Below are 25,853 nucleotides of genomic sequence, written 5' to 3' on the forward strand. Positions count from 1 at the left end.
TAAAAATGATGATGCGGAACAGTCTATTGACACTGGTATTATTTATAAGCGTGCTCACCGCAAGAGGGCAAGAGCTTACTATACCTCAATTATCTCAATATCTTGCCGATAACCCCTTTGTAATGTCCCCAACTTACGCAGGTATCGGTGACCATGTTAAAATAAGATTGAATGGTCTTACCCAATGGGTAGGTATTAAAGATGCGCCAGATACCCAATCTCTTGCAGCAGATATGCGAATAGGAGAAAAATCGGGTATTGGTATGGTCTTGTATAATGACAGTAATGGTGAAACCAAACAACAGGGTGCAAGATTATCATTTGCACACCATTTGACTTTAGATCGTTATGATGATGAGTTTTTATCTTTTGGATTGTCTTACAACTACAATCAATTTAGAATAGACAATTCTAATCCAGATTTAATTGCGGACCCGGCGTATGTTGGAGATAAGGCAACCACCAACCATAACTTTGACATTGGTGTATTGTATAGGTACGATAAGTTTTATTTCAGTGCCAACGCATCAAACATTTTAGATAAGGATCTAAGTAATTTTAATGAATTATATGAGCCTAATAGATTAAGAAACTACTATATCTATACCGGATATAGATATATGAAGAAAAGAACTAGTAAAGTAGAAGTAGAGCCTTCTGTATTGTTTCAGTTATTTGAGAGTGATGGTAGATCGGTTACAGATCTAAACTTAAAGTTCAGGTTTTATGATTTTGAAGATTACTTCTATGCTGGGGTGAACTATCGTTTCTTGAACGATCAAATAGGAAACCCACTTTACATAGCTCCTATTGCAGGTTTAAAGAAGAGTAATTTTTACTTCGGATATTCTTATCAGGTAATTTTAAACGAACTTCTTGGCTATAGTTCAGGTACACACGTAATCACCTTAGGGGTAGATTTATTTCAAGGGATCAGTAATTGTCGTTGTACGTACTAATGCTACAGGGAGATTCATTAAATTTGTAGTCCAGAATATCAGTAATGGGTAAAGTACAATTAGAGAATATAAAAGCATACGCCCATCATGGGTGCTTGCCACAAGAAACCAATATTGGCAGTGATTATTTGGTCAACGTTTCCGTAGATACGAATTTGTTAAAAGCTTCGGTCACAGATGAATTAAAGGACACGGTAGACTATGTTCATATCAACAGAATTGTAAAGCAAGAAATGGCAATACCATCAAAATTGTTGGAGCATGTTGCCAAAAGAATCATTGATAGAATTTTTATTGAATTGCCTACCGTAGACACTGCAATGGTTTCTGTTTCCAAAATCAATCCGCCCATTAACGGAGATGTAGAAAAGGTAACCGTATCATTGAATTTGCAACGTGGTCAATTGGTAAACTAGAATCATCCACCTTAAATATTATAATTTACTACAATTTCTTGGTTGTGAATGCAGCTTAGATTGGTATAAATTGTTTATTTTTGCTCTCGCTAAAAAAGGGCATCGTGGCCGAGTGGCTAGGCAGAGCTCTGCAAAAGCTTGTACAGCGGTTCGAATCCGCTCGATGCCTCAAAAAAACCCTCCAAGTTGGAGGGTTTTGCTTTTTTAATAAATGAACCTTTTTTATAGGCTATACTTCCTTAAGATTGTAGCAAAAACACCAATAATATTGTAGGTATAAAATAAACGGCAATAGTTTTAGCTCCTTCGTAATCCTTGGCCACACGTTGCCCAAATAGCAACATTAAAAGTGTTATACTTGATAATACTGCGCCATACATTGCAAAAGTGGTATTACCATAACTCAAAATTTGGTAAATGCCAATAACGCATAAAAGTCCTGCAATAACTTCTGTAACCAAAATTATCCCAACCAGCAGAGGAACACTATTTTTAAACGGGGTTTTAGAAAAATGCTCTTTAAGCCATGAGACATTTCCGTTCCAATCGGTAATTTTATCAAAACCACTTTGTAAAAAGGTAATGATTAAAAATAATAGCAATAAAACTTCTGTTGCGTTGTTCATTAATATCTCCATTTAGGTTTATTTAAGTTCGGTCTTTTTTTTGTGAAGTAACCGTGTAAGCTTAATAGATAGATCGGTAAATATAATTTTTGAGTTACCGTTACGCTCCACATGGTAAATGGCATCTTCCAATTCTTTGGTAATGTCAAGAATATTATTCTCATGAACAAAGGGAGCAAATTTTTTCAATTGAAACCCTTCTGCATGTATTCTTAAATAAGCTAGTTCTTCTGCACCATAGTTGATCATTAGGGCTTGCCGCATAACAGTAATGCAATAACTTAAAAAGTTTTTCTGTGTTTCCCTACCTGTTTTCGCTACTTCTTCACTCCACAATAAAAGATCATGAATTGCGGCTTTATTACCTTTTGCCTTAAATGCAGTTCTAACCCATTGTACAAACCAATTTTCAAAAACCAGATCTTCAGAATCTTTATTTAAAAGATCTAGGGCCTTGTTGAAATTTCCATTCGCCTCATGTGCCAAAAGCATAGCTTCTGGTTTATTGGCTCCCTTTTCAACTAATGCCGTAGCAATGGCATCTTCTGCTAAAGGAGGAAAATGTACTACTTGACATCTAGATTTAATGGTCTGTATGATCTGTTCCTCATCTTCGCAAAGTAACAAGAAAATTGTTTTTTCTGGCGGCTCTTCAATAAGTTTCAATAATTTGTTGGATGCAGCAGTGTTCATCTTTTCTGCCATCCAAATGATCATGACTTTATAGCCTCCTTCGTATGATTTTAAAGAAAGCTTTTTAACAATGTCCTGAGCTTCGTCTACACCTATTTGCCCTTGTTTTTTTTCAATTTCTATATGTCTGTACCAATCGAATAAATTGGCATAAGGCTGCTCCATGATAAATTCACGCCACTCTTTCATATAGTGGTTGCTCACTGCATGTGATTTTACTTTGTTAGAATTGGAGACCGGAAAAGCAAAATGTACATCTGGGTGGGCAAATGATTTAAATTTTAGATTACACGCTTCATTACCACCATTGTTTTCGCCATTGGAGTTTTGACATATTATATATTGGGCGTAAGCCAAAGCCATAGGCAGCAGTCCGCAGCCTTCTGGACCCACAAATAGTTGCGCATGGGGTATTCTACCAGCATCTGCACTTGAAGACAGATGATTTTTGATATGGGAAAGCCCTAAAATTTCTTTGAATAACATAGATTCAAATATAGTTGTTTATAGCACAACAAATTTAAGGGTATTGAGTGTAAATTATCCTTATTAGCACTTTATCACAAACCTTTTAATCTTTACATTTGTTAACTAACAAAAGGATAAATAGATGAAAGTATTAAATGACTTTAATTTTGAAGATAAAAAGGCGTTAATAAGGGTAGATTTCAATGTACCACTTAACGAAAACTTTGAAGTAACCGATACCAATAGAATTGAGGCTGCAAAACCTACAATTATAAAAGTGTTGGAAGATGGTGGTAGTGCCGTTCTTATGAGCCATTTAGGTAGACCAAAAGGAGAACGCAATCCAGATTTATCATTGAGCCATATTGTAGATGCAGTATCTGAAATTATTGGTGTTGCCGTTAAATTTGTTAGTGACTGTGTTGGTGATGAAGCTGAAAAAGCCGTTGCGGAATTAAAGAACGGAGAAGTACTTTTATTAGAAAACTTAAGATACTATAACGAAGAGGAAAAAGGTGATGAAGGTTTTGCTGAAAAACTTTCCAAACTTGGTGATATTTATGTCAATGATGCTTTTGGTACTGCGCACCGTGCTCATGCATCAACTACAATTGTTGCTAAATTTTTCCCAGAAGCTAAATGTTTTGGCTATTTATTGGCAAAGGAAATAGATGCTATTGAGAAAGTTATGGCTACTGGTGAAAAACCTGTATTAGCTATTCTTGGTGGTGCAAAAGTATCTTCTAAGATTACGATTATAGAAAACATTTTAGATAAAGTAGATGATTTAATTATCGGTGGGGGTATGACTTATACCTTCATTAAGGCTCAAGGTGGTAAAGTTGGAGATTCTATTTGCGAGGACGATAAAATGGATCTTGCAATGGAAATTCTTGAAAAAGCAAAACAGAAAAATGTAAACGTCCATATTCCTGTAGATGTGCTTGCTGCCGATGATTTTGATGCAAATGCAAACACCCAAATAGTGGATGTAGACAAAATTCCTGATGGTTGGCAAGGTTTAGATGCCGGACCTAAAACCTTAGAGATATTTAAAAACGTCATTTTAAATTCTAAAACCATTCTTTGGAACGGACCGATCGGTGTGTTTGAAATGGAGAAATTTGCCGGTGGTACCATTGCAGTTGGTAATTATATTGCTGAAGCTACAAAAGCGGGAACATTCTCCTTAGTAGGTGGTGGAGATTCAGTTGCTGCCGTTAAACAATTTGGCTTTGAGGACAAAGTTAGCTATGTATCAACAGGCGGAGGGGCAATGTTAGAAAGTTTAGAAGGTAAAACCTTGCCAGGGATCGCTGCAATATTAGCGTAGTCAGGGCGTTATCGACAAACGGTATATAACGAAAATTTGTGCATTTTAAGAGAATATATTTTATTCTCAGTAAAAAATGTACGATTTTCGTTTGTTCCGTTAAGATATTTTTGCCCCATGATGAATAAAATAACCTATAATTGTTTTTGTTTTGGATTGGCACTGTTTCCTATTATAGGTGCTGCCCAACAAAAAGATACCGGCACTACGGTACAAGACTCTTTACAAAGTAATTTAATTGTAGCTCAAGATTCTACAGATAGTGTAGTACCATTAGAGCAACTGAAAATAGTTAAAAGCTCCAATACAGAGTCTTTGGCATTGTTTAAGCCAACGGAATCATCCACCTATAACCTTCAAGACAATGCACTTGCTGCAAAGTTTGATAGTCTTTGGATGAAAGAACTTGTAGATGCCGCACCACTTTTCAACGAAATGTACCAAGAGGTACTAACGGAACCAGATACAACAGCGACTTTTGTTTTGGACCTACCTACCGATACTTTAAGGATGCGGTTGGCTAGAATGAACGAAAGAACACCGTTCAACATTGAATATAACTCATCATTGGAAAGCGTAATAAAATCTTTTCTTACCAGAAAAAGAGATTTAATGGAACGCATGCTTACCATTAGCCAATTTTACTTTCCTTTGTTTGAACAGGAATTTGACAATAAGAATATTCCATTGGAGATGAAGTATTTGTCAATCGTAGAATCTGCATTGAACCCCAAAGCACGTTCTAGGGTAGGGGCAACGGGATTGTGGCAGTTTATGTACGGTACCGGTAAAGAAATGAAGCTTAATATCAATAGTTATGTTGATGAGCGTAGCGATCCTATTAAGTCTACCGCAGCTGCCGCCAATTATCTTAATAGATTGCATAGAATTTATGATGATTGGGATTTGGCTTTAGCAGCGTACAACTCTGGTCCAGGAAACGTAAACAAAGCTATTCGTAGAAGTGGCGGACAACGAAATTATTGGAATATTCGAAGAAATCTACCACGTGAAACGGCGGGGTATGTTCCTGCTTTTCAAGCTACCATGTATATATTTGAATATGCCGAGGAACATGGTCTAAGATCTAAGAAAGTGGATCGTGCCTATTTTGAAACAGATACTGTTCATGTTAAAAGCCTAATAACATTTGATCAAATTTCTGAATTGGCAGCTATTGACAAGGAAGAACTAAAAATACTTAACCCGCATTACAAATTAGATGTTATTCCTTTCGTAGAAGGAAAACCTAACGCATTGAGGTTGCCCGTGCGAGAAATGGGAAAATTTGTTGCTAATGAAGAAGCAATTTATGCCCATGTAAAAAATGAACTTAAAGAGAAAGAGAGTATTGTTGCTGAGATTCAAAAACAAGCAGAACAGAACAGTATTCGATATCGAGTAAGAGATGGCGATTTTCTTGGTAAAATAGCAGAACGCTACGGTGTACGTGTAAGTCAACTAAAGCAATGGAACGGTTTGCGAAGTAATAATTTACGCATAGGCCAAAGATTGACCATTTACCCACGAAAAAAACCTACTTCATCTGTTAAACCTAGGGAAACCCCTACTAGAACTGCGGTTGCCAACAATTCAAAAATTCATGAAGTAAGAAGTGGAGACTCATTATGGACCATTTCTAGAAAATATCCTGGGGTTACTATTGAAAATTTGCGAAAATGGAACGGTATTAGTGGTAACAATTTAAAACCTGGCACAAAATTAAAACTGTGCGACTGTTCATCGTAAATTAAAACACCAAATGAAAAAAAGAATATTACTTTGTTTTTTAGCAATTTTAGGATTATCAATAGCTTGTAAAGAAGAAGGCAAGGCAGATTATTTACCAGAATCTGTAGGTGCCATGAATACGCTTACAGTTGTAATTGATAATGATTTGTGGAATAGCAACGTAGGCGATGCCATACGAGAAAATTACACGGCAGCGGCACAGGGCTTAACATGGGACGAGGCGCTTTTTAGCGTAACCCAAATTCCCCAACAGATATTTAGTGGCGCAATACGTAATACGAGTTCTGTATTATATGTTATGGAAGATACTCTAAACATTGCCCACATGAAATCTAACATGTATGCCAAACCGCAAAAGGTAGGTGTTATTAAGGGGCATAATAAAGAAGAGCTTATTGAGAACATCAATAAAACGGCAAAAGAATTTATAGCGGAATATAAAGCTCTGGAAATTGCTAAGGCTCAAAAACGTTTTGAGAAATCATTGAATAAGGAAAAGGCTCTTGAAGATAAGTTTAATATTTCAATGAAAATTCCTTCCATTTATAGAGTAGGTAGAGAAGAGGATAATTTTGTATGGATTGATCGCCAAATTCAAAAAGGGAACATGAATATTATTGCGTATACCATGCCTTGGGACAGCTTTAAGAACGATTCTACCTTTGTTCAAGACATTGTTAAGATGAGAGATTCAATAGGCGGTCTTTATATTGGCGGGGAAGATGTACCTGGTAAAAAGAACCACATGATAACGGAGAAGGCTTTTTCCCCATATGTCTTTCCTGCTGAGGTTTCTGGTAAAAAGGCAGCAGAGGTAAGGGGAATCTGGGAAATGTCTGCATACCCTATGGCAGGACCATTTTTGACCTATATTATAAATGATAAGGAGAACAACCGTAAGTTGGTCTTGGAAGGCTTTGTTTTTGCACCGGCTACTAAGAAAAGAGATTATATGTTTGAGTTAGAGGCGATATTGAAATCGGTTCAATTCAATGTAGGAGATCAAAAGAATTAATTTCCATTTCATTATGATATTATAAAAAAGGCTCAGGAAACTCCTGAGCCTTTTTTATGTGAATTAAGTTCAACTATTCAGAACCTAAAATTATACGGTCTTATAGATTACTAAATGTAAAACCGGTAGATACTCTGTATATCAATGCATACATGGCAAAAGCAATCAACACAAAACATAACCAAGAGAATACTTTGAAGTAATGCTCTAAGATATAGCTTTTCCAATTTCTAAAAGCTTCAATGTATATTTCCTTCACTAGAGTAATTTTTTCCATAATCAATATATTAGTTGTTGCTGGGTGTAAAGTTCACCATAATAGAAAGTTATACGGAATAGTTTAGGTGAAAGGATAATTATTACTACCAACTGTACCCTTTTAAAACCAAAATCTATGAACGGTTATTAGATCAGATGAACGACCGGTGTCATTATTTTATTGGATCGATAGAATGTATATTAAATGGGTTAAAGTGGCTTTTAGAGAGATTAGAAAATAGTTTAAAAACAAAAAACCCGCTATTTAGCGGGTTTTTTTATTCTAGTTACAGTTGTATTACATATTCACTATAATGAATTCTGATCTACGGTTTAGGTAGTGTTCCTCCTCTGTACAACGAACAGAACCATCACATTCATTGATTAAGCGTTCTTCTCCATAACCAATAGCACTTTCTATACGTTTTGGATCAATACCTTGAGCTATAATATAGTCTCTTGTAGATTTTGCACGTTTATCAGATAGGTATTTGTTGTATACGGCATCACCCCTGGAATCTGTATGAGATTCAATTTTAATGACCATGTTTGGTGAATCGTTCATAACGGCTACTAATTTATCAAGTTCTAGAGCGGCATCTTTACGAATGAATGATTTATCAAAGTTAAAGTGGATCATCTCTGTTTTGAGTTTCTTAATACCATCTTCAACAGCAATCATATCGTTCAGTTTTCTCATGGAAACATCTACATTAACAATCTCATTTTCTTTAGTAGCGGCTTCTCTGGTGTCATCAAAATAAGAACCTTTTGTTGTTCTTAATACATACCTAGTATCGGCATCCAAGTCTTCAAAAATGAAGTTACCATTCTCGTCGGTCTCCATTTCTTTTAGTTTAATATTGTTTTCATCTAGTAGCTCAACCAATGCGTTAGGCATTAAATCTCCAGTAATCAACTCGATAACAATACCTGAGATAGCGTTAATACTGGTTGGTATTTCCTCAATCTGTAAGGTTTTAAATGAGTAGATATCATCATCTCCCTTACCGCCACTACGATTAGAAGCAAAGTATCCTTTTTGTGTTTCTTCATCAACAATAAATGAAAAGTCATCTTTTTTACTGTTGACCGGTTTACCAACGTTTCGTACTTCCAAGAAACCAACTTCATCATCAAAAGCTACTTCAAATACATCTAGTCCGCCTAATCCTACATGACCATCTGATGAAAAATACAATTTCTTGTCATTAATAAATGGAAACATTTCTTTATGCTCGGTATTTATTTCTGGACCTAAATTTCTAGGCGAAGAAAAGCTGCCGTCTTCTAATACGTCTACTACGAAAATGTCAGTTTCCCCTATGCTACCAGGCATATCCGATACAAAGTATAATTGTTTTCCATCTGGACTCAATGCTGGGTGACCAGTAGAGTACTCATCACTATTAAATGAAACTTCTTCTGCCTCTAACCATTCGCCATTTTCCTTCCTAGCTCTATATATTTTTAAGTGATTAATGCCGTTTTTATCTCGTTTTAGTTTTTTACCGTAATTGTTTCTGGTAAAATACATAGTCTCATTATCCGGAGAAAAGGCAACTGAGGCTTCGTGATATTTAGTATTTATTTTTTTTGAAAATTTAAGTGCATTCTTAAAGTCTTGGGTTTCATCATTTACCTTAGCTACGAATAAATCTAAATACGGCTGATTGTTCCATTTATACCTTCTGGTATTAAAAATAGATGAATCTTTTGCTGAGGCATATACCATTTGATCACCACCATAATACATTGGTGAAAATTCTGAATACTTTGAGTTTATACTAAGGTTATTTATATCAAATTTCTCTTCCATTCTAAGAAGTCCGTCCAACACAATTTCATTATGCTTGGTTTGCTGCTCCACTTCCTCACCGGCAAGTTTTCTATTGTATAACTTTAAAAGTCTTTTAGATCTTTTGTAGTTACCAATACCTTTTAGAGAATGAGCATACTTAAATAAATAATCTAAGCCCATGTCAGATTCATATTTGGTATAAAGTATATTGTACCACTTATATGCATTCTCCATGTCAGTATTAAAGTAATGCGCATCTCCAGCTTTTTTTAATACATCATAAGAATATGATTTTTCTCCTTTTGATAATGCCTGTTCGTATAACTTAGCTGCTTCAGCATACCACATTTTATCAAAATATTCATCGGCTCTTTTAACAAGTTTGGTTTTAGATTCTGTATTTACCGTTGTAGCTTCTTTAAGCATATCATAAGTAACATCTTCTACAGGTACAGTTTCTGTATTAAGCAAAGACTCCGTTTCTCCGTCTAGTATCTTAAGTACCCAAACTTGATCTTCATATCTGCCGCCAAATTTAGAAGAGCAGTCGTTCAAAGCGTCGCGCCAAGAGTCATAATGATTTAGATAAACGTAGTAAAGTTGATTTTCAGGATTTTGAAAGTAACCGGCATTAAACCCCTTCTTGTTCAGCTTTCTTACTTGAGACTTTAAATTTTTACTTTTTGAGAAGGTACCAGAGATAACGTAGTAGCCATTTTCTGTGTTCTCTACTTTATTAAAAGCTCTGTAGGGAACCGGTATTGCTTCTGCAGCTTTTTGAAATTCTTTCTTATCCTCCTCTTCAAAATCTGATACCATTCTTGTACCATATTCCTTTTCTTGAGATAAATCTGCTTCTGTATTATCTCCAAAATTCTGAGCTTGGGCAAATAGAACAAATACTAGAAAAAATAAATTTAAAACACTTCTCATAAATATAAATCTAAGCTGAATGAATAATTCAACAGGGGGTTAAGTATAGTTCAAACGGTTAGCCATAGGTTTTTAGTACCGTTTGTTTAACGAAATTAGATTTATAGGGGTATTCTGAATACTAATTGTTGTGAAAGAGGTATTTTTTGTCGTGTATGTAGATTATTCAGTAGCTACCTACATTGTAAGGGCGCTGTTAAACGCTTGATCAATAAACCTTTGTGCAAACTAATTGAAGGTGTAGATTGAATATTAAAAATATAAAAAGCCCTGTTTAACAGGGCTTTATAATGATTGACAAGAAGTTTATTTTGTAATTACTCCTTATTCTTTTCTCCTAATTGTTCATCCTCTTTAGAGGCATCTTTAAATTCTTTGATTCCACTACCTAAACCTCTCATAAGTTCAGGAATCTTTTTTCCTCCGAATAATAGCAGAATTACGACTACCACTAATATTATTTGTGGAGCGCCTATGGCCAAAAATGTAGATAAGAATGTCATAAGACTATAATTTAAATATGGATTTCAAAGATACTAAAAACTACTGTAGAAATCTTCAGTATATCCAAATACGTTTAATGGTTTGTATATTTTAACTATAATTTGGGTATATACGAACAAAAAGCTATCGTAATTGCCGTTATATTTCTTAAGTGAATAGGTTTAAAATTAAATTCTAAGTTTATCTTTGTTAAGATGGCCAAAAAGAAAGTCAAAAAAAGAAAGGAGATAAAACGTAAATTGCTGCATAAGTACCGTTTGGTAATATTAAACGAAAGTACTTTTGAAGAAAAGATTTCTTTTAAATTAAGTAGGCTCAATGTATTTGTTACGGGATCTCTTTTTATGATTGGTCTAATAGGGCTTACCACCTTGTTGATAGCCTTTACACCGTTAAGGGAATATATACCAGGGTATTCATCTACCAGACTAAAAAAGGAAGCCACTGAACTGACCTATAAAACGGATTCACTCATTAGAACCTTAAATTATACCAATAAGTATTTAGATAATATACGTATGGTTTTAAAGGGGGATATAGAGAATACTGTAGTTAATAGAGATTCATTATTTCAACAATATAAACTAGATCCGGCATCAGTAGATTTAAGTCCGATCAAGGAAGATTCCTTATTACGTGCCGAAGTTGCTTTAGAAGATAAATACAACTTGTTTGAGCGTACAATAGATAAAAAGAATTTAGTTTTGTTTACTCCGGTTACCGGATCTATATCTATGGGGTTTAACCCCAATGAAAAGCATTATGCAGTAGATGTTACTGCGGTTACCGATAGTCCGGTAAAAGCTGTAGCAAATGGAACGGTAATATTTTCAGAGTGGACCGCCGATACTGGTTATGTTATTATTATAGAACATGAAGGAGGACTTTTAAGTGTATATAAGCATAATGGTTCTTTATCTAAATATCAAGGTAATATCGTGAGAGGGGGAGAGGTAATTGCCGCTGTTGGTAATACGGGAGAGCTTACTACCGGACCACACTTACATTTTGAAATTTGGGACAATGGTACACCAATTGATCCAACCAATTATATTGACTTTAATTAAAACAAAATGTCCTTAAAGACCATTGCTGCTAAAATATTTGCGCACCGTATTGCCAAAAGGACCAATAAATGGGTAAACAACCCCATTGAGACCCAAGAAAAGGTTTTTAAAAGTTTAATTACCAAAGGAGCGGATACAAAGTTTGGTAAAGACCATAATTTTAAAACCATTAAAAAACATAGCGACTTCATTGCCCAAGTACCCGTACGTGATTATGAAGAACTAAAGTCATATATAAACTTGGCGGTAGAAGGACAAGAAAATATACTTTGGCCTGGTAAACCACTTTATTTTGCCAAAACCTCTGGTACCACTTCTGGTGCAAAATATATTCCTATTACTGAAGGGAGTATAAAAGAACAGGTTAAAGCCTCTAGAAATGCCATACTCAATTATATACATGAAACCGGGAATGCCGATTTTGTAACTGGCAAAATGATTTTTTTACAAGGAAGTCCTGTATTACAAGAAAAGAACGGTGTAAAGTTGGGTAGACTTTCAGGTATATCCGCACATTACGTTCCTAATTATTTACAGAAGAATAGAATGCCCAGTTGGGAGACTAATTGTATTGAAGATTGGGAAACAAAGGTTAATGCCATAGTAGAAGAAACCAAGAATGAGGATATGACCGTAATTGCGGGTATACCATCTTGGGTACAAATGTATTTTGAAAAACTTAAAGAAAATACCAATGAGTATGTTGGTGATCTTTTCAAAAATTTTGAACTTTTTATTTACGGCGGAGTCAATTATGAACCTTATAGAAAGAAGTTTGAAGCATTAATAGGTAGAAAAGTAGCCAGTATAGAACTTTTTCCGGCAAGCGAGGGTTTTTTTGCTTATCAAAATTCGCAGAAGGAAAGCGGAATGTTGCTACTCCTGGATGCGGGAATATTCTATGAATTCATTAAGTCTGATGAATTCTTTAACGAACACCCCAAGCGAATTACGTTAAAAGATGTAGAATTAGGCGTAGATTATGTAATGATTATTTCCACAAATGCGGGACTATGGGGCTACAACTTAGGAGATACCATTCGGTTTATTTCAAAGGGTCCTTTTAAAATTGTAGTATCGGGGCGTATTAAACATTTCATTTCAGCCTTTGGAGAACATGTAATCGCTAAAGAAGTTGAAGAAGCAATGTTGGTTGCAACGAATGCTACAGATGCAAGTGTAAGCGAATTTACGGTAGCTCCGCAAATTGTTCCTCAACATAACGAATTGCCCTATCACGAATGGTTCATTGAATTTGAAAAGTTACCTAGTGACATGGACAAATTCATTAATACGTTAGATGTGGCTTTGCAGCAACAAAATAGCTATTACTACGATTTAATAGTAGGTAAGGTGTTACAAACATTAAAAATTACACCTGTACAGCATGGGGCTTTTATGGAATATATGAAGTCAATAGGTAAACTTGGCGGACAAAATAAAGTACAAAGATTATCCAATGATAGAAAAGTTGCTGATGGTTTATCAAAATATAAGCTAAGCAATAGCTAACTTTTTAATAACAGATTATAAATCGTAATTTCGTTCGAAATATTCAATGGGAAAAGCAATTACAACTACAAGGGCGCAAGAGTCAACAAATGCAATTGAACGCATGTACATCACCATGCGCCATTTGTTCAATAGAGGTTTTTATAAACCGAACGGCGTATCGGGGGAAGCTTTAAAAAATGCTCTCCTACAATTGAGACCTGAAATATATGGTTCCGTAGGTGAAGAAAAAGCAGAATTGAACGGACTCATTTATGTCCTAGAAAGATTGCCAGAAGGTATAGAACAGTGCTCTTTTATTAATTTAACTTCAGATGAAGGGTATGGTATTTCACACATTAACCCAATAATACCACCAAAGAGAAGAAGAAATTGCTACCGAATAGACGAGGAGCAAATGAATATTGAAATTACAAGGGGGCGATCAGATATTTATGACATTCTAACTCACCTTACATTTTTGTTCATTGAATCTGAGAAAATATGTAAAAAGGTCCTTATAACAGATACAGATAAAACCATTAGGGATTGGACCAAGCTTGAAAATGCCGTACAAAAGGATGAATTGCCTCAATCTGAACGTGAAATTGCCATTATTCATACCGCTAATATCTTGGGCAGATCCTTTGAAGAGATATTGGAGGTGTATAAAAAATTCAGTACCAAAGACAATCCCGATCGTTTTTTAAAAGTAATTTATTGGTTAGGTAAATTAGCCTTAGATGAAGAAATAACAGGTGAAAAAAGAGCTATAACGTTCAGTGCATTGTTAAGAGAGCGTTTGGGGCATCATATTCATGGTGAACGATGGGCAAATAATATAAAAGAGGTACTGACCAAAAATAATTTATTGCAAAGACCAATTCATATTATCTCTGCCAATATGCACAGTGTAATGAATTCTTTATTTGCTAAAGTAGCCTTAAAGAGTGAATTTCCAAATACTGATTCCTTAGAGATTTTTGAAGCACTTAGTAGTTCTGGGAACGCTTCTTTAAGAAAAAAGGTTATTGATTTGGCAGAAGAAAATGGTATGATCGCTATTGATGATACATCAGGAACCAATATTGATGTGCAAATTTTTGATACGGCGAAAATAAAAATCAATAATTGCTCGTACGAATTTTCAGAAAATCAAGATGATAAAAAACCTGTTATATTTGTAATGGATTACGCATTTGGTGAACAGGCTTATGAGACTATAGACGAGTTGTTGAAACCATATGTAACCAAGAAGGGCGGTTCGTCGTTGATTAACGTAGATTCTGTTTCCATTATGGGTAAGGCAGGTATATTAGAAGGAGGTAAGGGAGATTTAATGATTCCATCTGCACATATATTTGAAGGTACGGCAGATAATTACCCATTTAATAATGAACTTTGTGCCAAGGATTTTGAGGGTTATGGTCTAAAGGTTTTTGAAGGGACTATGGTAACCGTGTTGGGAACATCACTTCAGAACAAAGACATACTAAAGTTTTTTCACAAGTCTACTTGGAACGTTATTGGATTGGAGATGGAGGGAGTACATTACCAAAAAGCAATACAGAGTGCTTCAAAAATTAGAAAGAGCATAGGAGAAGATGTAAAAGTACGTTATGCATATTATGCATCAGATAACCCTTTAGAAACCGGTAGTACATTGGCCTCTGGTGGATTAGGAACTACTGGGGTAAAACCAACATATCTTATTACAGATAAAATTTTAAAACAAATATTCAATACGTAAATGGCAAGCAATCAATCACCATCTACCCAGAACAATTCAGATGAAATTGACTTAGGGCAATTGTTTCAGTTAATAGGAAGGGGCTTTAATGCTGTTTTTCGTTGGTTTTTAAGAGTATTTCTTTATTTAAAAAAGAATCTACTCATACTTATTGGCCTGGTTGTTGTTGGTCTTGCAATTGGGTACGGTCTCAATCAAATTATATCTAAAAAGTATAAAACAGAGGTCATTGTTAAACCTCAATTGGAAAGCAAAAATTATTTATATGATGTTGTAACCGAAATACAATCTAATATACAAGCGAAAGATACTTTGTTTTTTAATACCATAGGTATAAATGAAGTTGATTTTACAGGTTTAAAAATTGAAATAGGTAGAGTCGCAGAGGTAAGCAATTCTGAAAGTGACTTAAAATATTTAGAACTGCTTCAAAGCTTTGAAAATACAGATGCTATTGCTGATATCGTTAGGGCCGAGTTACAAAACAAAAGCTCTTTCAACCATAGAATTACTTTTTATTATAACAATGCTGCATTTGGTAAGCAGTTTGCAAAAAAGGTTTTAGATTATATTAACTCCAATACCTATTTTAACGGGCTATTAGAAATATATAGAAATAATGCCCAAAATCGTATTGAACAAGACGAGAAATTATTAAAACAAGTAGACGAGATTATAGTTAATTATACAAGTGGTCTAGCTAACAAAGGTAATAGTACTGCAACTGATAAGATTATTCTTGATAACCAAGAACAAGTGAACATTGCTGATATTTTTGAATACAAAACAGGACTGATCAGAGATATAGAATCCAAAAAAATAGAACTAGAAGAACGTACTGTGCCAGTAAGTGTTATCAACCTTGGGGAAACACAAGTAGAACATAAGTCGTTTTTTGGGAAGAGTATTGTGTTGATTCCATTATTACTTCTTTCTGGCTTCTTCGTATTTTCAGCACTCCTTTATTTGAATAAGAAGGCAAAATCTTTAATGTAGTGTATGATAGACCAGCTATCTGACAACACAATTCTAATCACTGGTGGTGCTGGTTTTATAGGGAGCAATTTTATTGTTTACTTTTTAACGAAATACCCTAATATTAGAGTAGTTAACTTAGACAAACTAACCTATGCTGGTGATATAAACAATTTGAGTGAATTAAGTAATAAGCCTAATTACACTTTTATTGAAGGAGATATTTGCGATGCAACCTTAGTTTCAAAACTATTTCATAAGCATGAAATAAAAGGCGTAATCAATTTTGCCGCAGAGTCACATGTAGATAATTCAATTAACTCTCCAGGGCAATTCATAAAAACCAATATTGAAGGTACTTTTACGTTATTAGAGGCAGCTAGAAACTATTGGAAAGGTGAAAATTATAGATTCCATCATATTAGCACAGATGAAGTTTATGGGTCTTTAGGTGAAAATGGTTTTTTTACCGAAGGGTCAAATTACCAGCCAAATAGTCCTTACAGTGCATCTAAGGCTTCATCTGATTTTTTGGTTAGAAGTTATCATCATACTTATGGTATGAACGTAGTCACCAGTAATTGCTCAAATAATTATGGACCGAAACAGCACGATGAAAAATTAATTCCTACAATTATTAGATCAGCTATAAAAGGATTGAAAATTCCAATTTATGGTAATGGTAAGAATGTAAGGGATTGGTTATTTGTAGAGGATCATTGCAAAGGAATAGATCTTATCTATTTTAACGGCGTTGATGGTGAAACCTACCTTTTGGGAGGAAATAATGAATTTGATAATTTAACGATAGCTGAAAAAATTTGTGAATTTATAGATTTAAAAATACCCAAAAGCAATGGTGGTTACAAAGACCAAATTAAGTTTGTTGATGATCGATTAGGTCATGATTTTAGGTATGCCATTGATGCATCCAAAATTAAAAAAGAACTAGGTTGGAATGCTCTAGAAAGTTTCCATACTGGTTTAGAGAAGACAGTTGACTGGTATTTAAAAAAGTATCAATCTAAATAATTATGAAAGGAATTTTACTTGCAGGAGGTACGGGATCGCGACTTTGGCCTTTAACAAAAGCATTAAGTAAACAGTTAATGCCAATTTACGATAAGCCAATGATTTATTACCCGTTATCTACGCTAATGATTGCTGGAATAAGGGAAATTTTAATAATAACTACACCAGATGATTTACCGTTATTCAAAAAACTACTGTCAGACGGTAAACAATTGGGTTGTACATTTCAATATGCTATTCAGCCAGAACCAAAGGGTTTGGCCGAGGCTTTTATAATAGGTAAGGAGTTTATTGGTAATAGTAAGGTAGCTCTAGTTTTAGGAGATAATATTTTCTACGGTAATGGTCTGGAAAAATTATTAAAAGAAAATTCTAAGCCAGAAGGTGGTATAATTTATGGGTATCATGTAAATAATCCAAATAGATATGGTGTGGTTGAATTTGATGAATTTGGAAAAGCTATTTCAATTGTTGAAAAACCTCAAATTCCTAAATCTAATTATGCTATACCGGGAATTTACTTTTACGATAATAATGTAGTAGAGATCGCAGAGCAAATAAAACCTAGCAAAAGAGGAGAACTGGAAATTACAGATGTAAATATCGCTTACTTAAATAAAGGTAACTTGAAAGTAAGTGTTCTTGATAAAGGAATTGCTTGGTTAGATACGGGCACCTTTAGTTCTTTAATGAACGCATCTCAGTTTGTGCAAGTAATAGAAGAACGTCAAGGATTAAAAATAGGTTGTATAGAAGAGGTAGCATATACCCAAGGCTTTATTGACGCAAAACAACTGGAAAAGTTAGCTGAGCCGTTATTAAAAAGTGGATACGGAGAATATTTAATGCGCCTGATTAAATGAAAATATCTGAATCAAAACTAAAAGGATGTTTAATCTTGGAACCCCAAATTTATTCAGATGAACGAGGGATGTTTTTTGAGGTTTTCAGAAAAAAGGAATTGGAGGCTTTTTTAGGTCATAATATTGACTTTGTCCAAGAAAATACCTCTATTTCCAAGAAAGGGGTTTTACGTGGTTTGCATTACCAAAAAGGACTAGGGGCACAGGCTAAATTAGTTTCCGTCCAAAGAGGAGAAGTAATAGATGTGGTGGTAGATTTAAGACCAAACAGTGAAACTTTTGGACAGCATATCAAGGTTAATCTATCTGATAAAAACCGCACAAGTCTTTTTATACCAAAAGGTATGGCCCATGGTTTTGTAACACTTACCAACGAAGTAATTTTCACTTATTTATGTGATAATTATTACGACCCTGAATTGGAATCGGGCATTTTATATAGTGATCTAGATTTAGGAATAGACTGGAGCTACCCTATTTCAGAACTGACCGTATCAAAGAAAGACATGCTTCTGCCTAGTTTCAAAAATTTAGAAAAATGAAGAAAGTATTAGTAACAGGAGCCAATGGGCAACTAGGTCAATGTTTGCAAAAAATAGCTCCATCATATAAAGAATTGAATGTTATATTTAAAAGTTCCAAGGAGTTAGATATCACTGATATTTTAGGAATAGAGGAAGCATTTGTAAAGGGCAATTTTAATTATTGTATTAACTGCGCCGCATACACAAATGTAGAACAAGCCGAGAAAACACCAGATATTGCTTATAAGGTAAATGCAGAAGGTGTAAAGAATTTAGCCAATGTTTGTAAAAGTTATAATACGACCTTAATACACATTTCAACCGATTATGTATTTGATGGTGAAAAGGATGAACCGTATACCGTAAAGGATGTGCCTAACCCAATTAATGAATATGGTAAATCTAAATTACTAGGTGAAAAGCATATTCAAGAGATAATGGACAATTATTGTATTATAAGAACATCTTGGTTGTATTCTGAATTTGGCAAGAATTTTTATACTACTATTCTGAAGAAGGCTAAAACAGATGATATTCTTAGAATTTCTAATACTCAATTAGGATATCCCACAAATGCTATGAATTTGGGTGAATTTATCATTGGGGAAATAAAGTTGAATGAATTTAAATATAGAGTTTACCATTTTACCGATAAAATTGAAATGACTTGGTACCAGTTTGCAGTAAAGATAATAAATGACAAAAAGCTTTCAAATAAGGTCGTTATATTTGATAATAACACAGCTTATCTTGCTTCTAGACCAAAAAATAGTAGGATTAATTGATCTTTTTTAAGAGGGTTACATGAAAAATTAATTAATGAAAAAGTTCAAAATTTTATTAGACAAATATAACAACATTGTCCAAAATTTTTCTTATTTAACCTTACTACAAATATTCAATGTTTTTTTTCCCATTATAATTTACCCTTTTTTAATTGATATGTTCGGGTTAGAATTATGGGGAAAAATAGTTCTAGCTCAATCTCTAGCGCTTTATTTGTCATTATTTATTGATTTTGGATTTGACCGATTTGCAGTCAAGGAAGTTTCTATTTATAGAGAAGATATAATAAAGTTATCTGAAATTGTTTCTTGCATTGTTCCAATTAGGCTATTTCTTGGTATAATAGTATTCTTTATTTATTTCATAGTGGTTATAAACGTTCCTTTCTTTAAAGGAGATGAAATCTTGTATTTATTATTTTACGCCTTGAATTTTAATTTCATTCTTTTTCCAAAGTGGTTTTTCCAAGGGATAGAAGAAATGAAATATATAGTTATCATCAATGTGTCAGTTAAAATTGTTTTCGTTGTTTTAATGTTTTTAACCATTAAAAGTGCTGCGGATTATTTGAACGTGCCTATTTTTTTCGGAATTGGTGCATTTGTTGGTGGTCTAATTGGGTTATATGTAATGTTTAATCATGAAAAAATTACTTTAAAATTATACAGTTGGGATAAGTACTTTTTTTACTTAAAAAGTAGTTTTTATCTTTTTGCATCAACCTTTGTTATTTCTATTAAGGATCGTTTTAACGTATTTATTGTTGGATATTTTTTAGGAATGCAAGAAGTAGCTTTGTATGATATTTCGATTAAACTTATTTCCTTTATAACGCAGCCAATAGAGGCTATAAATGGAGCAATTTATCCAAAGGTTGCAAAAGATTTAAACATGGGTTTTGTTAAAAAGGTTGCTTTTTACAGCTTTTTGTTAGTATTATCAATGGTAGTAGTTACACAATTTTTTTTAACAGAGATTTTTCATTTTTTGAATATTGAAGAGTTGAATAATGAGAAAGAAATTCGGCTATTTTTATTTAGTTCATTATTTCTTACGTTATCTGTTTTTTTAGCGCGAAATTGTTTTATAGTATTTGATAAGTTTAAACTACTTTTTCATACAATGCTAATGTCATCTGGGTTTTATTTGATATTAATCGTTCTATTGTACTTCTTAAATCAAATAACTTTCAAGTATATTGTTCTAGTAGTGTTTATTGTTTATATTTTTGAATTTTTATATCGCTATTATCTAGCAATTAAATACAATCTTATATCCATGGGCATTAGATCAAAATTGGGCAAATATTATTATGGTGGAGGCTCTTTTAGCTACTTTGCAAAACCTTTAGTTTATCTGTTTGACTTTTATAGGCATAGAATTGTTAAAGAGAAGGCTTTTACCGAAAACCGTTTTAAAAGAAGAATGGGCTATGATTTGGATTTAAACAATCCAAGAACCTTAAATGAAAAAATACAGTGGCTAAAACTTTATAATAGAACACCCTTACATACTATATGTGCCGATAAAATTGCGGTTAGAGATTATGTGGCGGATAGGGTTGGTGCAGAGTATTTAGTTCCTTTAATTTTGGTTACAGAAAATGTCAATGATATAAATTATGAAAATTTACCAGAGGAGCCGTTTATTATAAAAACAAACCATGATTCTGGAAGTTATAAAATAGTAAAGGATAAAAATGATATTAATGATTGGAATGAACTTAGGCGTTTTTTTTCAAAAAGCTTAAAGTCTAATTTTTACTACAAATCAAAAGAATGGCAATACAAGAACATACCACCAAAAATTTTAGTTGAAAAGCTTTTAATTACAAAGAATGGAAGAATACCTGAAGATTATAAGATTCATTGTTTTAAAGGTGAACCCAAATATATACAGTTAGATGTAGACCGAGGTAAGCCGAATCATTCTAGAAATTGGTATGATATAAATTGGAAAAGAACACAGTTTCATTGGTCTACTAAGCTGAAGACGGGAGGAGAAACATTACCAAACAACTTAAATATTCCTCGACCCAGTACTTTAGACGTCATGATTGAATTAGCAAGGGTTTTAAGTGACGCATTTCCGTATGTAAGAGTTGATTTTTATTCATTAGATGATACTAAAGTATATTTTGGTGAGATTACTTTTAATCATGACTCTGGTTTTAGACCGATTATTCCTAAAGAGTGGGATTACAAGTTAGGTGAGTTGGTAACGTTGCCAGTTGATAATAGAAAATAATATAAATATGAAACTGAGAGTCGTTTTTTTACTACCATCACTTGGCGGAGGCGGTTCTGAAAGGGTTTTCATGAATTTGTGCAAGTATTTCAATAAAGATAAGTTTGAAGTTACTTTGTGTCTCTTAAAAAAAGAAGGTGAGTTTTTGCCTCAGATTGAGGAGGACCCAACTATTTCCATACATGATTTAAAAGTGTCAAGAGTTCGTTATTCGATTTATCCAATCATAAAATTTATCAGAAAGGAACAACCGGACATAGTTTTATCTACATTGGGTCACTTGAATGCAATGTTATCAGCTGTTTCTTTTTTAATTCCAAGAAATGTAAAGGTGATTGGCAGAGAATCTAATATTGTAAGCAAAAGCAATCATAATAGAATCACGATTCTTTTTTATAAAATGTTTTATAAGAATTTTGACAAAATTATAGTTCAAAGTGATGATATGGAGATAGATTTAAAAAATCTTGTAAGAAATTTAAAAGAAAGTCAAGTTGTAAAAATTAATAATCCAGTTGATTTAAAATATATACAAAGTCTTAAGCAATCTACAAGCATTTTGCTTCCTCAAGACAAAATTAATTTAATATCTGTAGGTAGTTTAACTTATCAAAAAGGATATGATTTGCTTTTTAAATCTTTTGCGAAATTTGAGGATAAAGAGAAATATCATATTTCTATTATTGGAAAAGGTAAGTTAAAGAATGAGTTAATTGAATTATTAAAAATATTAAACATCGAGAAACATGTTTCGTTACTTGGTTTTCAAGATAATCCTTATAAATACATATCACAATCATCAATATTCATTTCAAGTTCTAGATTTGAGGGTTTTCCAAACGTTGTTTTAGAATCTCTCATCTGTGATGTTCCGGTTATTGCAAACAATTATAAAGGCGGTATTAATGAAATTATAAATAAGCCAATTTTTGGTCAAATTATAGATATAGAAAATTCTGAATTATTAGAAAGAACTTGTAACAAGATACTTTCTAAAGACCATTCAAAAGATAAAATTAGCGAAGAAGTGAATCAAAGATATGGTATAACTTCTATTGTAAGCAGATATGAAGATTTAATACTGAACATGTAAATTATTGCACATGATAAATTACATTGTTCTTTACTTATATCTTTTTTCAAATTCTCTGCTCCAAACGATTTTAAATAAAAGAATTAAGGGATTAATATTCATTGCTTTTATAGCTATAGTTTTTGTGCTTACTATAAGAGGAAGCCATGGTGTTGATACTGAAATTTACTTGACATTTTTCAATGATATTGGCAAAAGGGTAAAGGGTTATGACGGTTTGGACTTGGGCTTTTTATATATTTCAACGTTGATTAAAAAAATTTATAATAATGAAATTTTCTTTTTATTCTGTATTGCTTTCATTTCAGTAAGTTTAAAATTAAAAGCGGCCCATAAATTATCCCCATTGCCTTTGGTCACAGCATTTGTGTTGTTTGGAACGTATTTTTTATCGCTTGAAGCAAATCAGATTAGACAAGCAATGGCACTTGGAATAGGTCTTTTTTCACTTCATTATGTGATAGAAAGAAAGAAGACTTCGTTTTTTATATGTATCATCTTAGCTGCAACATTTCATGTTTCGGTCATCATATTTTTACCGGTTTGGTGGTTATATGATTTAAAAATCAAAAGAACTACTCTTTTAGCTATACTTGGTATTTCATTTTTATTTGTCTTTATATCCTTAATTGAGGTATTTCAATTTGCTGTAAGGTTCAGCTTTTTGTGGGGAGAATTTATTTTTTCGAAACTTTTGAATTATGCTTCTAAAATGGAAAGAGTAGGTTTTTCTCCTATTCAAATTTGGTATATTTTAATATCTATTATTTTTATTACAGAACAGAAAAAAATCAACGATCCCAAATATTCGTTTTTATTGAACTTGTTCATAATTGGAATATCGCTCAATTTTTTCTTAAATAGTTTTTCCTATATGATACGAATTACTTATTACTTCATAGCTGTTGAAGGTTTTTTGTTGGCATATTTAATTAAAAAATCTGAAATGGTAACCAGAATACTATTGTTTCTATTAGCTGCTATCATGCTAGCGCTAAAAAATTATAAGTACATAAATGCTAACTTAGAATATTTTCTATGAAGAAGGTACTTCATCTATTTCCTGCGTATAAAATAGGAGGCGCCCCGGTAAATGTTTTAAGATTCATTAAAGGAAGTAAAGATAAAATTCGCAATTATGCTGCTGCCTGCAATATTGATGGAAATTTGTTTAACAAATATGTTGAAGCTACTGATGATAGCTTTGATGTAAATTTAACGAGTATTAAACTAAGCTCGTATCTTAAATTGCTCCGAATAGTAAAAAATGTCAAGCCTGATATTATACATGCTAATGGTAAAGGCGGGGCATTTTATGCGTTTTTAATTTATATATTCTATAAGGTAGATATTTATTATACGTTTAGGGGATTTCATATTAAGTATTCTGGAATTAGACATACATTTCATATGCTTTTTGAAAAATTATTTTCTTATTGTTATGTAAAGGCTATAGCAGTTAGTCATTCTGAAAAAGAATTGTATTTAAAGACTACTGGGGTGAATGATATAAAGGTAACGGTAATCGGTAATGGAGTAGACATTTCTAAAATGCAATTACCAAGTGAATTACAAGGTGTTTTAGATAAATATAAAATTAACATTGTAAGCTTATCTAGAATAGACCCTGTCAAGGACATTGTTACAATGTTAAAGAGCTTTGCATTACTGAACAATCAAGATACGGCTTTGCACATTATGGGCGGATTTTTAGATGGTGATATATTGTATAAGGAAAAAGTGGAAAGTACAATTAAATCATTAAAATGTAGCGATAGGGTGTATTTGTGGGGGGATATGCCTAGTGCGGGTAATTATATACATAATTTTGATTTATATTTGTCAACCTCCTTGTCAGAAGGTTTGCCAACTTCAATAATAGAGGCTGGACTAAGCAAAATACCAGTAATTGCATCTAACTGTAATGGGAATATTGATTTAATTAAAGATTTTGAAACAGGATATTTGTTTTCTAAAAAAGATATAGCAGGTCTTGTTAGTAAACTTCAATTAGCTATAGATCAACTAGGATCTGTTGAACAATCAGAGATTTTAATTAAAAATTTGAATCAAATGCATTCATATTCTATAGATTCTCATGTTAATAAATTAATAGAATTATATATTAATAAAGGTATTGAAGGTTTTACAAGTAAATAAATATTATTATCCAGATATTGGGGGTGTGGAGACTGTAGTAAGTCAATACGCTCAAGCTTTAAAAAATCTACACAAGGTCAAGGTTTTGTGTATTCATAAAAATTTTACTTTTAAGACGGTAAAGGAAAATATTGATGGGGTTGAAATAGTGAGGTGTTCTTCTTTTGGAACTTTTATGTCTATGCCACTTTCAGTTTCTTTTTTTTATCATTTCTTCAAATTATATAAATCTCATGATTTATTTCATTTTCACGAACCGTTTCCATTGGCATCTTTACTTTCGTTGTTTATTAGTAGTAAGAGAAAGATTGTTGTTACATGGCACAGTGATATTATAAAGCAAAAATCTTTAAAACGACTTGTAGAGGTTTTTCAATCACATTTATGCAAGAAAGCATCTATTATAACTACAACGTCCCCTAATTTGCTTAAATTCTCGAAGGTTTTGAAAAAATTTGAGAATAAAGTATCAATATTACCTTTAGGGATTAATTTGAATCCAGTAGATGAAAAGTTATCAAAAGGAGAGTATATTTTATGTTTAGGAAGACTCTCGTACTACAAAGGTATTGATGTCTTATTACAAGCCTATTTGAAAGCTAAAACAAGAAAAGAACTATTTATAGTAGGTGATGGAGATAAAGATATAGTGGAGTTGATCACAAAGTATCAAAATAAATCCACAAGAAAAATCAAGTTTATAAATCAATTTGTCAGTGAAGAAGAGAAACGGAATTTATTAAAAAAATGTTTGTTTTTTGTTTTTCCCTCAATTGCTGCTAGTGAAGCATTTGGGATTATTCAATTGGAGGCGATGTCTTATGGCAAACCTGTAATTAATACTAATTTGCCAACTGGGGTCCCTTTTGTGAGTCTTGATAATGTTACAGGAATTACAGTTGAACCTTCCAATATAATAGAATTAGCTCAGGCTATTGATAAATTGTCTTTTGATAATCAATTGGTTGATTTAATGGGAGAAAATGCAAAAAAAAGAGTAATCTCTCATTTTTCAAATGTAAAAATAATGACAAAACTGCTTAGAATCTATGATAGTTTATGAAGCTAGATAAGAACTTTATTGGGTTTTACATTTTTGCATTAGTA

Annotated in this window: 23 protein-coding genes and 1 tRNA gene; 19 read left to right on the forward strand and 5 right to left on the reverse strand. The window is 33.0% G+C overall.

The features are described from left to right. Positions 1-11: 11 nt before the first annotated feature. The 3 genes from VBZ51_RS08650 (at position 12) to VBZ51_RS08660 (ending at position 1,544) form a co-directional block, all read left to right on the forward strand. Positions 12-959 (forward strand): type IX secretion system membrane protein PorP/SprF, encoded by a 948-nt coding sequence (locus VBZ51_RS08650; RefSeq protein ID WP_058105114.1) that lies wholly within the window; start codon positions 12-14, stop codon positions 957-959. 44 nt (positions 960-1,003) lie between these two features. Next, a complete protein-coding gene (gene folB, locus VBZ51_RS08655; RefSeq protein WP_058104573.1) occupies positions 1,004-1,375 on the forward strand; it encodes a dihydroneopterin aldolase in 372 nt (123 codons plus the stop codon). Positions 1,376-1,473: 98 nt separating this feature from the next. Then, a tRNA-Cys gene (locus tag VBZ51_RS08660) sits at positions 1,474-1,544 on the forward strand. 70 nt (positions 1,545-1,614) lie between these two features. Here the strand turns inward: VBZ51_RS08660 and VBZ51_RS08665 are convergent. Together VBZ51_RS08665 and VBZ51_RS08670 are read right to left on the reverse strand one after the other, a co-directional pair. Beyond that, complete coding sequence (locus tag VBZ51_RS08665; protein ID WP_416576662.1) at positions 1,615-2,013, reverse strand: DoxX family membrane protein; 399 nt, start codon at positions 2,011-2,013, stop codon at positions 1,615-1,617. Between the two features lie 6 nt (positions 2,014-2,019). After that, entirely contained in the window at positions 2,020-3,180 is a 1,161-nt protein-coding gene (locus VBZ51_RS08670; RefSeq protein ID WP_416576663.1) for an ATP-binding protein, read from the reverse strand. 124 nt (positions 3,181-3,304) lie between these two features. Here VBZ51_RS08670 and VBZ51_RS08675 point away from each other — a divergent pair, with 124 nt between their 5' ends. From VBZ51_RS08675 to VBZ51_RS08685, 3 genes are all read left to right on the forward strand, one after another. Beyond that, positions 3,305-4,495 carry a phosphoglycerate kinase gene (locus VBZ51_RS08675; RefSeq protein ID WP_091607953.1) on the forward strand — a complete coding sequence of 397 codons (1,191 nt, stop codon included), beginning with the start codon at positions 3,305-3,307 and terminating at the stop codon, positions 4,493-4,495. Positions 4,496-4,612: 117 nt separating this feature from the next. Next, complete coding sequence (locus VBZ51_RS08680; protein ID WP_244275677.1) at positions 4,613-6,244, forward strand: LysM peptidoglycan-binding domain-containing protein; 1,632 nt, start codon at positions 4,613-4,615, stop codon at positions 6,242-6,244. A gap of 13 nt (positions 6,245-6,257) precedes the next feature. Beyond that, positions 6,258-7,262, forward strand: coding sequence for a DUF4837 family protein (locus VBZ51_RS08685; protein WP_416576664.1), 1,005 nt, complete (start codon positions 6,258-6,260; stop codon positions 7,260-7,262). A gap of 100 nt (positions 7,263-7,362) precedes the next feature. On the opposite strand, the gene VBZ51_RS08690 is transcribed toward VBZ51_RS08685, so the two are convergent. The 3 genes from VBZ51_RS08690 to VBZ51_RS08700 all read right to left on the reverse strand — a co-directional run bounded on the left by VBZ51_RS08690 (position 7,363) and on the right by VBZ51_RS08700 (position 10,757). Beyond that, the gene (locus tag VBZ51_RS08690) at positions 7,363-7,539 is read right to left on the reverse strand and encodes a DUF6747 family protein (protein WP_164674209.1); all 177 of its coding nucleotides are present in this window, start codon (positions 7,537-7,539) and stop codon (positions 7,363-7,365) included. Between the two features lie 279 nt (positions 7,540-7,818). After that, positions 7,819-10,254, reverse strand: coding sequence for an OmpA family protein (locus VBZ51_RS08695; protein ID WP_416576665.1), 2,436 nt, complete (start codon positions 10,252-10,254; stop codon positions 7,819-7,821). 317 nt (positions 10,255-10,571) lie between these two features. Then, the gene (locus VBZ51_RS08700) at positions 10,572-10,757 is read right to left on the reverse strand and encodes a twin-arginine translocase TatA/TatE family subunit (protein WP_058104567.1); all 186 of its coding nucleotides are present in this window, start codon (positions 10,755-10,757) and stop codon (positions 10,572-10,574) included. Between the two features lie 195 nt (positions 10,758-10,952). On the opposite strand from VBZ51_RS08700, the gene VBZ51_RS08705 reads away from it, so the two are divergent. The 13 genes from VBZ51_RS08705 to VBZ51_RS08765 are packed head-to-tail and all read left to right on the forward strand — an operon-like array spanning position 10,953 to position 25,809. After that, the gene (locus VBZ51_RS08705; RefSeq protein WP_058104566.1) at positions 10,953-11,825 is read left to right on the forward strand and encodes a M23 family metallopeptidase; all 873 of its coding nucleotides are present in this window, start codon (positions 10,953-10,955) and stop codon (positions 11,823-11,825) included. A 6-nt stretch (positions 11,826-11,831) separates the two neighbouring features. Beyond that, complete coding sequence (locus tag VBZ51_RS08710) at positions 11,832-13,337, forward strand: GH3 family domain-containing protein (protein ID WP_416576666.1); 1,506 nt, start codon at positions 11,832-11,834, stop codon at positions 13,335-13,337. 46 nt (positions 13,338-13,383) lie between these two features. Beyond that, on the forward strand, positions 13,384-15,066 hold the full coding sequence (locus tag VBZ51_RS08715) for a DUF6909 family protein (RefSeq protein ID WP_416576667.1): 1,683 nt from the start codon (positions 13,384-13,386) through the stop codon (positions 15,064-15,066). Then, positions 15,067-16,062, forward strand: a complete 996-nt coding sequence (locus VBZ51_RS08720) for a hypothetical protein (protein ID WP_416576668.1) — start codon at positions 15,067-15,069, stop codon at positions 16,060-16,062. Positions 16,063-16,065: 3 nt separating this feature from the next. Then, entirely contained in the window at positions 16,066-17,073 is a 1,008-nt protein-coding gene (gene rfbB / locus VBZ51_RS08725; RefSeq protein ID WP_416576669.1) for a dTDP-glucose 4,6-dehydratase, read from the forward strand. Positions 17,074-17,075: 2 nt separating this feature from the next. Continuing rightward, positions 17,076-17,936, forward strand: coding sequence for a glucose-1-phosphate thymidylyltransferase RfbA (rfbA, locus tag VBZ51_RS08730; protein WP_058104561.1), 861 nt, complete (start codon positions 17,076-17,078; stop codon positions 17,934-17,936). Further along, a complete protein-coding gene (gene rfbC / locus VBZ51_RS08735; protein WP_416576670.1) occupies positions 17,933-18,478 on the forward strand; it encodes a dTDP-4-dehydrorhamnose 3,5-epimerase in 546 nt (181 codons plus the stop codon). Before rfbA ends, rfbC begins: the two co-directional genes overlap by 4 nt. Beyond that, entirely contained in the window at positions 18,475-19,245 is a 771-nt protein-coding gene (gene rfbD, locus VBZ51_RS08740) for a dTDP-4-dehydrorhamnose reductase (RefSeq protein WP_416576671.1), read from the forward strand. The genes rfbC and rfbD overlap by 4 nt, the downstream gene beginning before the upstream one ends. A 34-nt stretch (positions 19,246-19,279) precedes the next feature. Then, positions 19,280-21,493, forward strand: coding sequence for an ATP-grasp fold amidoligase family protein (locus VBZ51_RS08745; RefSeq protein WP_416576672.1), 2,214 nt, complete (start codon positions 19,280-19,282; stop codon positions 21,491-21,493). Positions 21,494-21,500: 7 nt separating this feature from the next. Continuing rightward, on the forward strand, positions 21,501-22,586 hold the full coding sequence (locus VBZ51_RS08750; RefSeq protein ID WP_416576673.1) for a glycosyltransferase: 1,086 nt from the start codon (positions 21,501-21,503) through the stop codon (positions 22,584-22,586). A gap of 10 nt (positions 22,587-22,596) precedes the next feature. Continuing rightward, positions 22,597-23,628, forward strand: a complete 1,032-nt coding sequence (locus VBZ51_RS08755; protein ID WP_416576674.1) for an EpsG family protein — start codon at positions 22,597-22,599, stop codon at positions 23,626-23,628. Beyond that, positions 23,625-24,746 (forward strand): glycosyltransferase, encoded by a 1,122-nt coding sequence (locus VBZ51_RS08760; protein ID WP_074670869.1) that lies wholly within the window; start codon positions 23,625-23,627, stop codon positions 24,744-24,746. Before VBZ51_RS08755 ends, VBZ51_RS08760 begins: the two co-directional genes overlap by 4 nt. Beyond that, positions 24,724-25,809, forward strand: a complete 1,086-nt coding sequence (locus VBZ51_RS08765) for a glycosyltransferase (RefSeq protein WP_416576675.1) — start codon at positions 24,724-24,726, stop codon at positions 25,807-25,809. Before VBZ51_RS08760 ends, VBZ51_RS08765 begins: the two co-directional genes overlap by 23 nt. The last annotated feature ends 44 nt before the right edge of the window (positions 25,810-25,853 follow it).

Source organism: Maribacter sp. HS (genome assembly GCF_048059195.1).
Taxonomy (GTDB): Bacteria; Bacteroidota; Bacteroidia; order Flavobacteriales; family Flavobacteriaceae; genus Maribacter; species Maribacter dokdonensis.

Excerpts from the sequence above, each read along its gene's own strand:
- VBZ51_RS08650 (WP_058105114.1), top strand. The coding sequence starts at position 12 with ATGCGGAACAGTCTATTGACACTGGTATTATTTATAAGCGTGCTCACC.
- folB (WP_058104573.1), top strand. The coding sequence starts at position 1,004 with ATGGGTAAAGTACAATTAGAGAATATAAAAGCATACGCCCATCATGGG.
- VBZ51_RS08665 (WP_416576662.1), bottom strand. The coding sequence starts at position 2,013 with ATGGAGATATTAATGAACAACGCAACAGAAGTTTTATTGCTATTATTT.
- VBZ51_RS08670 (WP_416576663.1), bottom strand. The coding sequence starts at position 3,180 with ATGTTATTCAAAGAAATTTTAGGGCTTTCCCATATCAAAAATCATCTG.
- VBZ51_RS08675 (WP_091607953.1), top strand. The coding sequence starts at position 3,305 with ATGAAAGTATTAAATGACTTTAATTTTGAAGATAAAAAGGCGTTAATA.
- VBZ51_RS08680 (WP_244275677.1), top strand. The coding sequence starts at position 4,613 with ATGATGAATAAAATAACCTATAATTGTTTTTGTTTTGGATTGGCACTG.
- VBZ51_RS08685 (WP_416576664.1), top strand. The coding sequence starts at position 6,258 with ATGAAAAAAAGAATATTACTTTGTTTTTTAGCAATTTTAGGATTATCA.
- VBZ51_RS08690 (WP_164674209.1), bottom strand. The coding sequence starts at position 7,539 with ATGGAAAAAATTACTCTAGTGAAGGAAATATACATTGAAGCTTTTAGA.
- VBZ51_RS08695 (WP_416576665.1), bottom strand. The coding sequence starts at position 10,254 with ATGAGAAGTGTTTTAAATTTATTTTTTCTAGTATTTGTTCTATTTGCC.
- VBZ51_RS08700 (WP_058104567.1), bottom strand. The coding sequence starts at position 10,757 with ATGACATTCTTATCTACATTTTTGGCCATAGGCGCTCCACAAATAATA.
- VBZ51_RS08705 (WP_058104566.1), top strand. The coding sequence starts at position 10,953 with ATGGCCAAAAAGAAAGTCAAAAAAAGAAAGGAGATAAAACGTAAATTG.
- VBZ51_RS08710 (WP_416576666.1), top strand. The coding sequence starts at position 11,832 with ATGTCCTTAAAGACCATTGCTGCTAAAATATTTGCGCACCGTATTGCC.
- VBZ51_RS08715 (WP_416576667.1), top strand. The coding sequence starts at position 13,384 with ATGGGAAAAGCAATTACAACTACAAGGGCGCAAGAGTCAACAAATGCA.
- VBZ51_RS08720 (WP_416576668.1), top strand. The coding sequence starts at position 15,067 with ATGGCAAGCAATCAATCACCATCTACCCAGAACAATTCAGATGAAATT.
- rfbB (WP_416576669.1), top strand. The coding sequence starts at position 16,066 with ATGATAGACCAGCTATCTGACAACACAATTCTAATCACTGGTGGTGCT.
- rfbA (WP_058104561.1), top strand. The coding sequence starts at position 17,076 with ATGAAAGGAATTTTACTTGCAGGAGGTACGGGATCGCGACTTTGGCCT.
- rfbC (WP_416576670.1), top strand. The coding sequence starts at position 17,933 with ATGAAAATATCTGAATCAAAACTAAAAGGATGTTTAATCTTGGAACCC.
- rfbD (WP_416576671.1), top strand. The coding sequence starts at position 18,475 with ATGAAGAAAGTATTAGTAACAGGAGCCAATGGGCAACTAGGTCAATGT.
- VBZ51_RS08745 (WP_416576672.1), top strand. The coding sequence starts at position 19,280 with ATGAAAAAGTTCAAAATTTTATTAGACAAATATAACAACATTGTCCAA.
- VBZ51_RS08750 (WP_416576673.1), top strand. The coding sequence starts at position 21,501 with ATGAAACTGAGAGTCGTTTTTTTACTACCATCACTTGGCGGAGGCGGT.
- VBZ51_RS08755 (WP_416576674.1), top strand. The coding sequence starts at position 22,597 with ATGATAAATTACATTGTTCTTTACTTATATCTTTTTTCAAATTCTCTG.
- VBZ51_RS08760 (WP_074670869.1), top strand. The coding sequence starts at position 23,625 with ATGAAGAAGGTACTTCATCTATTTCCTGCGTATAAAATAGGAGGCGCC.